Below are 13,052 nucleotides of genomic sequence, written 5' to 3' on the forward strand. Positions count from 1 at the left end.
TTAGTGTTCCACCTTATTTGATAAATATTTTTCTTGTAAATAGAGATTCATATTTTTAGCAGCCTTTCTACCATCTCCCATTGCCAGAATAACCGTGGCACCACCACGAACAATATCTCCTCCTGCAAACACTTCAGGAATAGAAGATTGCATTTTATCTTTAACAACTTCAATGGTTCCCCATTTCGAAACCTCTAATCCTTCTACTGAATTCGGAATCAATGGGTTTGGAGAAACTCCTACAGCTACAACCACCACCGTTGCATCAATTGTATATTCCGATCCCTCCATAGGAATTGGTCTTCTTCTACCTGAAGCATCAGGCTCACCCAATTCCATTTTTTGGACTCTTATTTTCTGCACTCGTCCATTTTTATCAGCAATATACTCAATAGGATTTGTTAAGGTAAGAAATTCTATGCCTTCTTGTTTGGCATGGTGAACTTCTTCTCCTCTAGCTGGCATTTCTTCTTCGGAACGACGATAAACAATAATTGCTCTTTCAGCCCCTAAGCGTTTGGCAGTACGAACCGAATCCATTGCTGTATTTCCACCTCCAACAACTACCACATTTTTACCTCGCAAAATTGGAGTATCCGATTCTTCAGAATCTGCACCCATTAAATTTACACGAGTTAAATATTCATTGGAAGATAATATTCCATTTGAATTTTCACCGGGAATATTCATGAATCGAGGCAAACCGGCACCACTACCTACGTAAAATGCCTTGAAACCTTCGTTTTTTAAATCCTCAAGACTTGCCGTTTGACCTACAATGTAATTGGTGATGAATTTGACACCCATTTTGCGTAGATTTTCAATTTCTACATCAACCACTGCATTGGGCAATCTGAATTCAGGAATACCATATTTAAGCACTCCTCCAATTTCATGAAGAGCTTCAAAAACTGTTACTTCGTAGCCTGATTTTGCCATATCACCAGCAAAAGACAAGCCTGAAGGACCAGAACCAATTACCGCTACTTTAACACCATTTGCTTCAGCCAATCTAGGCACTGAAATAACGCCAGACTCTCTTTCAAAATCGGCAGCAAAACGCTCCAAATGACCTATTGCCACTGCAGGAAGATTCAATTTTTCAACGTAAAAACATCTTTTCTCACATTGTATTTCCTGAGGACATACACGACCACAAACAGCAGGCAAAGCACTGGTTTCCTTTAAAACCGATGCTGCTTCCAATATGTTTCCTCGCTCAATATTTTTAATGAATTTTGGGATGTTGATACTTACAGGACAACCCTCCATACAAGTTGGATTTACACAATCCATACAACGTGTTGCTTCCAACATGGCCTGCTCTTTACTTAACCCCATATTCACCTCAACACGTTGTGATTTAATTCGCTCTTCGGGAGCCATCTCTGTCATCACCACCCTTTCAATCGACATGCGATCTTTGGCTTTTGTCTTTTTTTGGAGTTCGACTCTCCACTCTTTTTTACGTTCGTTCTTTATATATTCTTCAGACCTTTCCATTGTCTTTTTTTTTTAGATATTGCAGCAGAGATCTAAACAGCAAAATTTCACATCTTACTTTTTAAAATCTCAATGATCATTCTCTATTTACTCGTGAAAATGATCCATTTTATCATTCTCTTCCTCTTTGTAACCACCTAATCTTGACATCATTTCATCAAAATCAATTTTATGAGCATCGAACTCAGGACCATCCACGCAAGTGAACTTTGTTTTCCCATCGACAGTTACTCTGCATGCACCACACATTCCTGTACCATCAACCATAATACTATTTAAACTTGCCATAGTATGGATTTCGTATTTTTTGGTCAATAAAGCACAAAATTTCATCATAATAGCAGGACCAATGGTGATGCACTCATCAACTTTTTCACGCTTAATTACCTCTTCCATGCCTTCGGTTACCAAGCCTTTTTTCCCATGCGATCCATCATCAGTCATAATGATCACCTCATCGGAATTTTTGCGCATTTCATCTTCCAAGATGATAAGTTCTTTAGATCGGGCTGCTAAAATAGTAATAACACGATTACCTGCTTTTTTATAAGCCTCAACAATAGGAAACAAAGGTGCTACACCAACACCACCACCGCAACAAAGCACAGTGCCAACATTGTGTATTTCTGTTGGTTTTCCGAGAGGGCCAACTAAATCGGTTATGTGTTCACCTACTTCGAGATCACATAATTTAGTAGAAGACACTCCCATTTTCTGAACGATAAGAGTGATCGTTCCTTTTGCAATATCTGCACCAGATATGGTAAGCGGAATACGCTCCCCTTTTTCGCCAACTCTTACAATTACAAAGTTACCAGGCTTACGGGCTTTGGCAATTAAAGGAGCCTCTACCACCATTTTCACTATCTTTTCTGAAAAATATTCTTTTTCAACTATCTTGTTCATTACTTTCAGCAATATAAATGAATAAAATACTATATAATTATATCAAGATTATTCGAAATGCACCGATTTTGTGCAATCGGTTGCACGTTAATTATATAGCAACCTTTAACACTTCAAATGTAAAAAGAAGTATGTAGCTAGCCTAGTCAAATACATATAAATTAGCTTCAACTATTACTTTAGGATCAATCTAAATAGAACTACAAATATGTAATTAAAAAATATGCAAAAGGGTAGTTTTCTAATACTTTGTTAGTTTTATTGATTTACATATATTAAGACGCAACTGAAACTAGTGACTTCAATTTCTCATTCTTTGTGCACTGATTATTGGCAATCTTTAAGTGTAGGTATAACTAAAGTAAATCTGCCAAAACAACTTTTTTACTAAAAGCCACACTGAAGAATTGAGGTACTCAGAATCCCCATTGCGTCTGGATATTACAACAAATAACTTGAACCACAGCTCTTAATTTTGAGAACAAAAAAAGTAAATTGATCAGCATCTTCTTGCCTAAACGCAAAATAAACAAACCTCAGATTTTCTATTATCTTTGATTATCCCAAAATGACAAACAAAAAATGAAACAGGACGAAAAAATCTATCTTAAAAATCAGATCAAAGAAAAAATAGAAAAACTAAAGGCTGAAATTATTGTTCTTAAAGACTTAACACAACCCATTTCTCCTGATTGTGCCATTGGTAGAGTGAGCAGAATGGATGCGATAAACAATAAAAGTGTGAACGAGGCTGCTTTACGGAAAAAAGAAAGTCAATACACAGCTCTAAAAAATGCTCTGAAAAATATTGATTCTGATGATTTTGGCAAATGCATAAAATGTGGGAAAATGATTCCCATTGGACGAATCATGATTATGCCTGAAAGTAAGAAATGTGTAAATTGCGCCAATCGTTAATTTAAGTTTGCGAACATCCAATCACAAATTAAAAAATCTTTATGATATCATCGATGATATTTGACATTTGGCTGCTAACAAAAATAGTAGCCATTTTACTCCCTGCAATTGCAATTATAGACATCTTAAAAAGAAAACTATTAGCGATAGACAAGCTAATTTGGATACTATTAGTAGCCTTTGTTCCATTCATTGGCTCTATTATCTATTTTTACGATCGCATAAAATACAGAAAATAGGTATCTTTGAAAGATAAAATTGAATTACAACAATTAGAAATGGCAAAAAAGAAAAAAAATATCGTTTACTCAACGAATCCTGATTACAATTACGAATACGACGAAGAATTAGAACAGGAAACAATTCCGAATAAGCAACAAAAACTAAGAGTTCTTTTGGATAAAAAGCAGCGAAAAGGAAAAGTTGTGACTCTAATTGAAGGGTTTATTGGCAGTTCAGATGACCTAAAAGAATTAGGCAAAATACTGAAAACCAAATGTGGTGGCGGTGGATCTGCCAAAGATGGAGAAATCTTAATTCAAGGCGATCATCGCGATAAAATTATGGATCTTTTAAAAGCTGAAGGTTATCAAGTAAAACGTGTTGGTGGATGATTAATAAGTTTGAAAACGAACAGCAGTAGGTCTGCTACGCAGATTTACAAAAAACAAAACCGAAATCCATCACAGATTTCGGTTTTGTTTTTATTCCTCTAAATCTCTTTGTAAAGATTTATTTTATAATGCTTTTAAACAAGCTGCAATATTCTTCTCTATTCTAGCATTTACACTTTTCGCATCTTCTTTCACAAATTTTTCACCAATAATTTGCTCATACAATTCAATGTAACGCTCCGAGATTTCATTCACTTTATTGTCAGTCATTTCTGGAATTTTCTGTCCATCCTTACCCTGAAAACCATTTTCCATTAACCATTCGCGAACGAACTCTTTCGACAATTGCTTTTGCTGCTCACCTTTAGCCAAACGCTCTGCATATCCATCCGAATAAAAATAACGAGAAGAATCTGGTGTATGAATCTCATCAATCAAATAAATCTTGCCATCTTTTTTACCGAATTCATATTTAGTATCCACTAAAATTAAACCCTTTTCGGCTGCAATTTCTGTTCCTCGTGCGAACAATGCCTGAGTATATTTTTCAAGCATTTCATAATCTTCTTTAGATACGATTCCTTGCTTTAAAATTTCTTCTTTCGAGATATCTTCATCATGACCTTCCATTGCCTTAGTTGTTGGCGTAATGATAGGCTTTTCAAATTTCTGATTTTCCTTCATTCCTTCGGGCATTGGCATTCCACAAAGCATTCGTTTTCCTGCCTTGTATTCTCTCCATGCATGACCAGTTAAATATCCTCTAATCACCATTTCGACCATAAATGGTTCTGCTAAATGACCAACAGTTACCATTGGATCTGGCGTTGCAATCTTCCAATTTGGAACGATATCCGAAGTTGCATCTAAAAAACGAGTTGCTATTTGATTCAACACTTGTCCTTTAAAAGGAATTCCTTCTGGTAATACAACATCAAAAGCCGAAATACGATCGGAAACAACCATGGCAAGATATTCATCATTAATATTATAGACGTCTCTTACTTTTCCTACGTAGACACTTTTTTGATTTGGGAAATTAAAATCTGTTTTAACAATTGCTTCTTTCATTGCTCCAAAAATTCTACTAATTTATAAAACGGTTCATTCAACTATGCTGATAACTCACAGCCAATCATCTTTTTACATAAGCTTACTTTTCATAAGAAAGATAGTAAACCTTATGTTTTCATATTTTGAACAAAGTTAATTGTTTTATTCCTTTTTCTCTCTCTTTTTTTCTTGCTTTTCATCCTCAATTTCGTAGGCCGACACAATCTCCTTTACCAATCGATGACGAACAATATCCGATTTATCAAACTTAACCATGGCAATTCCTTTGATATCTTTTAAAATTCGAAAGGCCTGAGTCAATCCCGATTGCTGTTTTCTAGGCAAATCAATTTGAGTAATATCGCCCGTAATCATAAATTTACCACTAGTTCCCATTCGTGTTAAGAACATCTTTAACTGTTTGGTTGTGGTGTTTTGAGCCTCATCTAAAATTACAAAAGCATCATTCAAGGTTCTTCCTCTCATATACGCTAATGGTGCTATTTGAATGATTCCCAGCTCCAAATAATCTTCCAGCTTACGAGCAGGAATCATATCAAGCAAAGCATCATAAAGTGGTTGCAAATAAGGATCAATTTTTTCTTTTAAATCACCAGGTAAAAAGCCTAAGTTTTCCCCTGCTTCTACCGCAGGGCGACTCAAAATGATCTTTTTCACCTCTGCATTCCTCAATGCTTTAACAGCCAAAGCAATAGCGGTATAAGTTTTTCCTGAACCAGCTGGTCCTACAGCAAAAACCATATCGTTTTTAGCCGATTTTTCAACCAATTTTTTCTGATTAGGGGTTCGTGCACGAATAATCTTCCCACTGTTTCCAAACAAAATCACACTTTTAGGATCATCAGGATTCTGTATATCCGTAGCATTTTCCAAAACAATACGTTTCAAATTAGCTAGCGTTAAAACATTGTACTGATTATAATGTTGAATAAGTAGATTTACTTTGTTTTCAAACAATTCAAGCATCTTTTTTTCGCCACTGGCAAGTATTTCGTTCCCTCTGCCAACGATACTTAATTTAGGAAACATCTCTTTTAGGACCGTCAATTTTGAATTATTAATCCCATAAAATTCAAGAGGATCAATCACCCCTAAAGATATGCACTTTTCGATCATATATTCCATTCAATATTCATTACTTTTGAGGCTACAAATTAATTATTAATTCTGATTTGTAATACAGTAATAGGAGAAATCTGATTTCGAGTCTATTTAATAATTTCAATTCTCTTTTATTTTAAAATCGAACTATGGCAATTATCAGTTTAACTACGGATTGGCAACATCGCGACTACTACCTTGGTGCAATTAAAGGGCGATTGCTATCTATCTGTCCAGAAGTGCAATTGGTCGACCTAAGTCACAATGTTGACAACTACAATATATCACAGGCATCTTTTATCATTAAAAATGCCTTTATTCATTTTCCAAAAAATACGATTCATATCATAGGAGTTAAATCGGAAGAAACTGCCGAACATCCTCATGTGGCCGTAAAATATAAAGATCAATATTTCATTGGTGCCGATAATGGCATATTTAGTTTGGTAATGAAATGTGATCCAGAAGAAATCGTACGCATCGAAAATATTGAGAAGGAAGAAAACTATCATACTTTTCCAGAACTTAATGTTTTTGCCAAAGCGGCTGCTTACATTATCGAGAACAATGGAATTGATGGATTGGGATCGAAACAAAAATCTTTATTCCGATTGGTACCCATTCGAGCCTTAATCCAGAAAAAAACCATTACTGGACAAATTATTTACATTGATTCCTATGGAAATGCAACCACTAATATTTCCAAGGAATTATTCGAATCTGCCCGTCAGGAAAGAAATTTTGAGATTTTGATACAAAGCAACCAATACCGCATCTCCAAAATCAATCAAAATTACCACGAAAACTCCGAAGGTGATTTTTTAGCCTTATTCAATTCTTCTGGCTTGCTCGAAATAGCAATTAACAAAGGAAATTTAGCCGAACTGTTGCAATTGGATATAAACTCAGATATTAGAATAAAATTTCATGATCATTAGAATTGTAAAACTAGAAATACAAAAGCATCACATTCAGGATTTCAAACATCTTACTGCAAATGAAAAAGATGATATTCTAAATTTCGAGGGTTGTTCCCATTTGGAAGTTATGCAGGATGTATCCAATCCTTCTGTATTCTTCACCCTAAGCCATTGGAGTTCGGAAAATGCTTTAAACCATTACCGCAATTCCGATTTTTTTCGAGGCAACTGGAATACGGTAAAGCAATGGTTCTCGGGCAAACCTGAAACATGGAGTTTATCCCAGCAATAGGTAATTGAGCTTTATTTCCCTTATCTTTACAACCGAAAACCATTCAAAAACAGAATCAGAACCAAAACATATGTCGTTTACATCATTAAGATTATCCTCATCTTTGCAAAAAGCTTTGGCCGATCAAAATTACACCGAAGCCTATCCCATTCAAAAAGAAGCTATTCCAGCCATTTTAAATGGCAAAGATATTTTAGGAATTGCAAAAACCGGATCAGGAAAAACAGCCAGTTACGTTTTGCCTATTCTCAGCAAGCTTCAAGGCGGAAGTATTTCCAAAAACAGACACATCAAAACTTTGGTTTTGGTACCAACACGCGAATTGGCCATGCAAATTGCAGAGGTATTTCAACAGTTTTCGTCCGCTCTCCCCGTGCCTATTCGATGCTTAGCAGTGCATGGTGGAGTCTCCATCAATCCGCAAATGAAAGCAATGAACAAGGTAGATGTGTTGATTGCTACAACCGGACGATTATTGGAATTGGTTGATTCAAATGCTGTTCACTTATCGGATACTGAATGCCTAGTGCTAGATGAAGCCGATAAGATGCTAAACATGGGTTTTCAGGATGAAATGAATCGCATTTTTGCACTTCTACCCAAAAAACGACAAAATCTTTTATTCTCAGCAACACTTAGCAAAGACATAAAAGATGTGAAACAGGTTCTGTTGAGCGATCCTTTGGTGATAAAAATAGAAGCCAAAGAAAACACTCTCGATTTAATTGATCAGATTGCCTACTCGGTTGCCGAAGAAAAAAAAGGCCCCCTCCTTCGCAATATTATAAAACGCAATAAATTAGAACAAGTCCTAGTTTTTGTATCCTCGGCTCATCGAGCCGATGCTGTTGCCTACAAATTGAGCAAGAATGGAATTCAGGCCACTAGTACTCACAGCAAAAAAAGTCAGGGTGCCAGAACTGAAAATCTACGCAAGTTTAAAACTGGAAAACTTCGTGTTTTAGTAGCCACTGATTTACTAACCCGAGGTATTGACATTGAATTTTTACCTTACGTAGTCAATTACGACCTACCTCGATCACCTAAGGACTATATTCACAGAATTGGACGAACTGGTCGTGCCGAGTCTCCTGGAGAAGCAATTTCATTTGTGACTGAAAATGACGAACATCATTTTAAAGTAATTCAGAAAAAAGCAGGTACAAGACTTCAGCTTATCGACAGCGAAATTGCGCTTAAAAAATAAGCAGCCGTATATTTACTCAACAAACAACAATTCATTAAACCAAAACTTGTGAAAGATCTTTTTCTGGTAACGCCTCCATTTACACAGCTAAATACACCTTACCCGGCAACTGCCTATCTCAAAGGCTTTTTAACTCGGAAAAATATTAACGCCCATCAAATGGATTTGGGAATAGAGGTGATTCTGGAGCTTTTCTCTAAAAAAGGACTGGAAAAAATATTTGAAATTGCCCTTCAAAAAAACCAGATTATTTCGGAGAATGCTCAGAGAATTTATGCTCTGCGCGATTATTATTTATTGGTTATTAATGATGTAGTTGAATTCCTGCAAGGGAAAAATCAGACTCTGGCTCGACAAATTTGCACCGAGAATTTTCTTCCTGAAGCCTCTCGCTTCGATCAGCCTGAAGACTTAGATTGGGCATTTGGTTTGATGGGAATGCAAGACAAAGCCAAACATTTGGCCACACTTTTCCTGGAAGATTTATCAGACTTTATAACCGAATGTATTGATGAACATTTTGGTTTTAGTCGCTATGCGGAAAGACTAGGACGAAGCGCTAACTCTTTCGACGAATTGCATGACATTTTACAGAAAGAACTAACTCATGTCGATGAAGTGAGCATTCAGCTTCTCGACCAGCAAATTAAAACTCACCAACCCAAACTAGTCTGCTTTTCGGTTCCTTTTCCGGGTAATTTATACAGTACTTTTCGTTGTGCACAATTCCTAAAAAAAGAATATCCACACATAAAAATAGTAATGGGTGGCGGCTTTCCCAATACCGAACTTCGCAGCCTGACCGACGCCAGAGTATTCGACTTTATCGATTTCATTACCCTTGACGATGGAGAATTGCCAGTGGAGCTTTTGGCGAATCATATTTTACATCCGACCAAGGAAACGCCCGCTTTAAAACGAACATTTGTTTGCGAAAAAGGCGAAGTAATATACAAAAACACAACTAAGCAAGCTGATTACAAACAACATGAATTGGGTACGCCCGATTACTCAGATTTGCTACTCGACAAATACATTTCGGTGATTGAAATTGCCAACCCAATGCACAGCTTGTGGAGTGATGGACGATGGAACAAAATGACCATGGCACACGGTTGCTACTGGGGAAAATGTACCTTTTGCGATGGTTCTTTAAATTACATCAAATCATTCGAACCCAATAGCGCAAAACTTCTGGTAGACCGAGTGGAAGAGATTATCGCCCAAACAGGTGAAAAAGGCTTTCATTTTGTAGATGAAGGAGCTCCTCCTGCCCTCATGAAATCTTTCGCTTTGGAACTCCTCAAGCGAAAGCTGAACATTACCTGGTGGACGAATGTTCGCTTCGAAAAAAGCTTTACCAAAGATCTCTGCACTCTTCTGCAAGCATCTGGATGTATAGCTGTTTCGGGAGGATTAGAAGTTGCATCGGATCGATTACTAAAACTCATTAACAAAGGAGTAAGCCTCGAACAAGTAGCCCAAGTAACCCGAAATCTCACCGAAACAGGCATTATGGTTCATGCCTATTTAATGTATGGTTTTCCCTCAGAAACAGTACAAGAAACAATTGATAGCCTGGAAGTTGTTCGCCAAATTTTCGAGTTGGGAATTGTGCAGTCGGCCTATTGGCATCAATTTTCGCTCACCGCTCATAGCCCAGTTGGATTGAACCCATCGGCATATGGCATAACTCCCAAACACAAGGAGATCTCCTTTGCCAATAATGATGTGGAATTTACCGATAAAACTGGCATCGATCATGATTTATTTAGCTACGGATTAAAAAAATCCCTTTTCAATTTCATGCACGGACTCGGATTCGAGATTCCTCTGCGAGATTGGTTTCATCCGCTTCCTGATGGCATTCGACTCCCCAATACCAAGATTAAATCTGATTTTATTCAGAACTGTTTGGAAATGGAAAATTATAGCAAAACGAAAGATTCTGCTAACATTGTGTGGCTAGGTGGCACACCAGAAGTAATCAGACTCAAAAAATCGAAGAAAGGTAGAAGCTGGGAACTCTATAAAATGTATTTTCATGAAAAAACAGAAAGCTATGAAATATCACTCGAAAAAGAAAAGGGAGATTGGCTATTGGAAGTACTGCAAAAAATATCCGTAAAGAAAGAAAAATTACTGACTTTAGCTGATTTAAAAAAGGATTTTGAAACTCAATTCGATGATTTTGAGCCTTTTTGGCACTCGAAACCAATTAATGAATTACGCGAACATTCATTGCTGGTTCTTTAAATCGAAATAAGAATTAAAAATTATTAATTACCAATTTGTAGTCGTTAATTTACAGAAAGTAAATATGGAATCGAACAAAGAAAATACAAACAGCAGAGAGCAAATAAATAACCCTTTGCATGGTGTTAAGCTAGTAGATATTTTAGAGTTTTTAGTGGCTTACTATGGCTGGGAAGAATTGGGCAGCATGATCAGAATCAACTGCTTCACTAGCGATCCATCCATAAAATCGAGCTTAAAATTTCTTCGTAAAACCCCTTGGGCTCGCGAAAAAGTAGAAGATCTTTACTTAAAATGCGTTCGAAAACACTAATTTTTCATCCATAGCTTGTTTCTTCAAATTCAGGTTTTTTTTTGAAATAAAATCAATAAAGAAGATAGAAATGCAAAACTTATGTCCTTTATGCAACAACACATCTTCACTTTTTCACAAGAGCAACAACCACGCACATTATCAGTGTCAAACCTGCTTTGGAATCTTTGTTGCAACTGACTCAAGACCCAGTGAAGAAGATGAAGTTAAGCATTATCAGCAACATCAAAACAATATTGAAGACAAAGGCTATCAAAATTTTGTTTCACCCATCACCGATTCCATTCTCCGCGATTTCAATACCAAACACAAAGGGCTCGATTTTGGTGCAGGAACTGGTCCGGTACTCAGTAAAATGTTGCGCGACAAAGGATATTCAGTCTTCACATACGATCCTTACTTTCACAATTATCCTAAACTATTACAAGAAAAATACGATTACATCGGATCCTGTGAAGTAATTGAACACTTTTACCATCCACATAAAGAATTCACTCTATTAAAAAATTTACTGCACCCGAAAGGTAAATTGTATTGTATGACTCATGTTTACAATGAAAGCATTCCTTTTTCGAATTGGTACTATAAAAATGATCCTACTCATGTTTTTATCTATCAGAAACAAACATTGGAGTGGATTGGTAAAGAATTCGGATTTTCTAAAGTCGAAATCGATAATCGATTAATTATCTTTTCAATTTAGATAACTTCGGTAGACTTTATCTACTTTGTCACCACGCAGTTTACTCTTTATCTAACTTGATCTTTTGGTTTCAATCCAAGAGGTGGGTTATTCTTTTGTGATAACATCGAACGAATTAATCCCGAAAATAGTTTGTACTACATTAGGTGAAATTTTTATATATTAATTACCTTTTCAGCATAAAATCATACACAAACGATGCTACAATACACCACAGGAAAACTACCACTCAATTTTTTCGTGCTTGGCATTCTTTTATTGCTACTAGGCTTAGTCGCATTATTTACGGAAGGAGCAATTGGCATTATAGCATTACTTTTGGCAACACCCTTGCTTTTTACACGATCAGGCCTTCAAATTGATGGCCAAAGAAAATTACTACGAACTTGTATCCAACTATTTGTTTTTAAAAGAGGAAAATGGATAGCGATCGATCAAGCCAAATATCTTCAAATTATTCGGGTGCGTGAAACCACGGGAATGGCCGTACTTTCCATCGCTAGAAACGAAAGCAATCTAGTTTACAAACTCATTCTTGTACTGCCTCAGAAAAAAATTGAATTACTTAGCGGCGAAGACCAATATATTAGTCAATTAGCTAACGAAATCTCAGAAGAATTAAAACTAGAAGTTTTAGAACCTACTCATAGTATTTAATAAAAAAAATGCTATTTGTCAATGATTTAGATATTGATAATATGATTTTTACTACTGGTTTTCTCATAAATATCTTTTGAAAACATGAAAAGGCGAGCTGGTTTTTTAGAATTTCCAACTCGTTTCTCATCTAGCGGAACAATATAGGTTTTACTCATGGCCTTCTTTCGGAAATTTCGATTATCGATTTCGATATTTAGTACCGATTCATAGGCCAATTGCAACTCATTCAAAGTAAACTTATCGGGTAAAAATTCAAAGATCACAGCTTCACTCATTACTTTATTTTTCAAATCTTCCAAAGCAAAAGCAATAATTTCTTGGTGATCGAAGCCTAAAGTTGGCAACTCATTAATGGGAAACCAATTGATATTTTCATTTCTCAAATCGACCATTTCGGTTGGCAATAGAAAGTAGTAGGCCACCGACATTACACGAGGATCAACTCCCGAACTTTTCAACCACAGAGAATCTTTCTCATTTTTTATTCGCTCCGGATTTCCAAACGTACGAAACTGCTTCTTATAAACATCATCTAATCCTGTCAGCTCCTTAAAAATTCTTGTCGCCGATTCATCCAAACGTTCA

General features: G+C 36.2%; 15 protein-coding genes. 10 read left to right on the forward strand and 5 right to left on the reverse strand.

Features of this window, described 5'->3' with window-relative positions:
* Entirely contained in the window at positions 1 to 1,503 is a 1,503-nt protein-coding gene (gltA, locus tag ABYT26_RS05330; RefSeq protein WP_372751854.1) for an NADPH-dependent glutamate synthase, read from the reverse strand.
* Positions 1,504 to 1,590: 87 nt separating this feature from the next.
* Positions 1,591 to 2,409 carry a sulfide/dihydroorotate dehydrogenase-like FAD/NAD-binding protein gene (locus ABYT26_RS05335; protein WP_372751856.1) on the reverse strand — a complete coding sequence of 273 codons (819 nt, stop codon included), beginning with the start codon at positions 2,407 to 2,409 and terminating at the stop codon, positions 1,591 to 1,593.
* Between the two features lie 582 nt (positions 2,410 to 2,991).
* Between ABYT26_RS05335 and ABYT26_RS05340 the strand changes: the two genes are divergently transcribed.
* The 3 genes from ABYT26_RS05340 to ABYT26_RS05350 are packed head-to-tail and all read left to right on the forward strand — an operon-like array spanning position 2,992 to position 3,941.
* Positions 2,992 to 3,327 carry a TraR/DksA family transcriptional regulator gene (locus ABYT26_RS05340; protein WP_372751857.1) on the forward strand — a complete coding sequence of 112 codons (336 nt, stop codon included), beginning with the start codon at positions 2,992 to 2,994 and terminating at the stop codon, positions 3,325 to 3,327.
* Between the two features lie 53 nt (positions 3,328 to 3,380).
* Entirely contained in the window at positions 3,381 to 3,566 is a 186-nt protein-coding gene (locus tag ABYT26_RS05345) for a PLDc N-terminal domain-containing protein (protein WP_372751872.1), read from the forward strand.
* A 6-nt stretch (positions 3,567 to 3,572) separates the two neighbouring features.
* The gene (locus ABYT26_RS05350) at positions 3,573 to 3,941 is read left to right on the forward strand and encodes a translation initiation factor (protein WP_372751858.1); all 369 of its coding nucleotides are present in this window, start codon (positions 3,573 to 3,575) and stop codon (positions 3,939 to 3,941) included.
* A gap of 123 nt (positions 3,942 to 4,064) precedes the next feature.
* Here ABYT26_RS05350 and ABYT26_RS05355 read toward each other — a convergent pair whose 3' ends face one another.
* Both ABYT26_RS05355 and ABYT26_RS05360 read right to left on the reverse strand, forming a co-directional pair.
* Complete coding sequence (locus ABYT26_RS05355) at positions 4,065 to 5,012, reverse strand: phosphoribosylaminoimidazolesuccinocarboxamide synthase (RefSeq protein WP_372751859.1); 948 nt, start codon at positions 5,010 to 5,012, stop codon at positions 4,065 to 4,067.
* A 144-nt stretch (positions 5,013 to 5,156) separates the two neighbouring features.
* Positions 5,157 to 6,140, reverse strand: coding sequence for a PhoH family protein (locus ABYT26_RS05360; protein WP_372751860.1), 984 nt, complete (start codon positions 6,138 to 6,140; stop codon positions 5,157 to 5,159).
* A gap of 125 nt (positions 6,141 to 6,265) precedes the next feature.
* Here ABYT26_RS05360 and ABYT26_RS05365 point away from each other — a divergent pair, with 125 nt between their 5' ends.
* The 7 genes from ABYT26_RS05365 (at position 6,266) to ABYT26_RS05395 (ending at position 12,464) form a co-directional block, all read left to right on the forward strand.
* Positions 6,266 to 7,054 carry an S-adenosyl-l-methionine hydroxide adenosyltransferase family protein gene (locus ABYT26_RS05365; protein ID WP_372751861.1) on the forward strand — a complete coding sequence of 263 codons (789 nt, stop codon included), beginning with the start codon at positions 6,266 to 6,268 and terminating at the stop codon, positions 7,052 to 7,054.
* Entirely contained in the window at positions 7,044 to 7,328 is a 285-nt protein-coding gene (locus ABYT26_RS05370; RefSeq protein WP_372751863.1) for a putative quinol monooxygenase, read from the forward strand. Before ABYT26_RS05365 ends, ABYT26_RS05370 begins: the two co-directional genes overlap by 11 nt.
* A 70-nt stretch (positions 7,329 to 7,398) precedes the next feature.
* Positions 7,399 to 8,535, forward strand: coding sequence for a DEAD/DEAH box helicase (locus ABYT26_RS05375; protein WP_372751864.1), 1,137 nt, complete (start codon positions 7,399 to 7,401; stop codon positions 8,533 to 8,535).
* 48 nt (positions 8,536 to 8,583) lie between these two features.
* Positions 8,584 to 10,791 carry a radical SAM protein gene (locus tag ABYT26_RS05380; RefSeq protein ID WP_372751865.1) on the forward strand — a complete coding sequence of 736 codons (2,208 nt, stop codon included), beginning with the start codon at positions 8,584 to 8,586 and terminating at the stop codon, positions 10,789 to 10,791.
* Between the two features lie 64 nt (positions 10,792 to 10,855).
* Positions 10,856 to 11,104 carry a VF530 family DNA-binding protein gene (locus ABYT26_RS05385; protein ID WP_372751866.1) on the forward strand — a complete coding sequence of 83 codons (249 nt, stop codon included), beginning with the start codon at positions 10,856 to 10,858 and terminating at the stop codon, positions 11,102 to 11,104.
* 70 nt (positions 11,105 to 11,174) lie between these two features.
* Positions 11,175 to 11,807 carry a class I SAM-dependent methyltransferase gene (locus ABYT26_RS05390; RefSeq protein WP_372751867.1) on the forward strand — a complete coding sequence of 211 codons (633 nt, stop codon included), beginning with the start codon at positions 11,175 to 11,177 and terminating at the stop codon, positions 11,805 to 11,807.
* A gap of 198 nt (positions 11,808 to 12,005) precedes the next feature.
* Entirely contained in the window at positions 12,006 to 12,464 is a 459-nt protein-coding gene (locus ABYT26_RS05395) for a hypothetical protein (RefSeq protein WP_372751868.1), read from the forward strand.
* 26 nt (positions 12,465 to 12,490) lie between these two features.
* On the opposite strand, the gene ABYT26_RS05400 is transcribed toward ABYT26_RS05395, so the two are convergent.
* Positions 12,491 to 13,052 (reverse strand): NUDIX hydrolase (locus ABYT26_RS05400; protein WP_372751870.1); only part of this gene is annotated, 562 nt, incomplete at its 5' end.

This window comes from Labilibaculum sp. (genome assembly GCF_041595635.1).
In the GTDB taxonomy this organism is placed as follows: Bacteria; Bacteroidota; Bacteroidia; order Bacteroidales; family Marinifilaceae; genus Labilibaculum.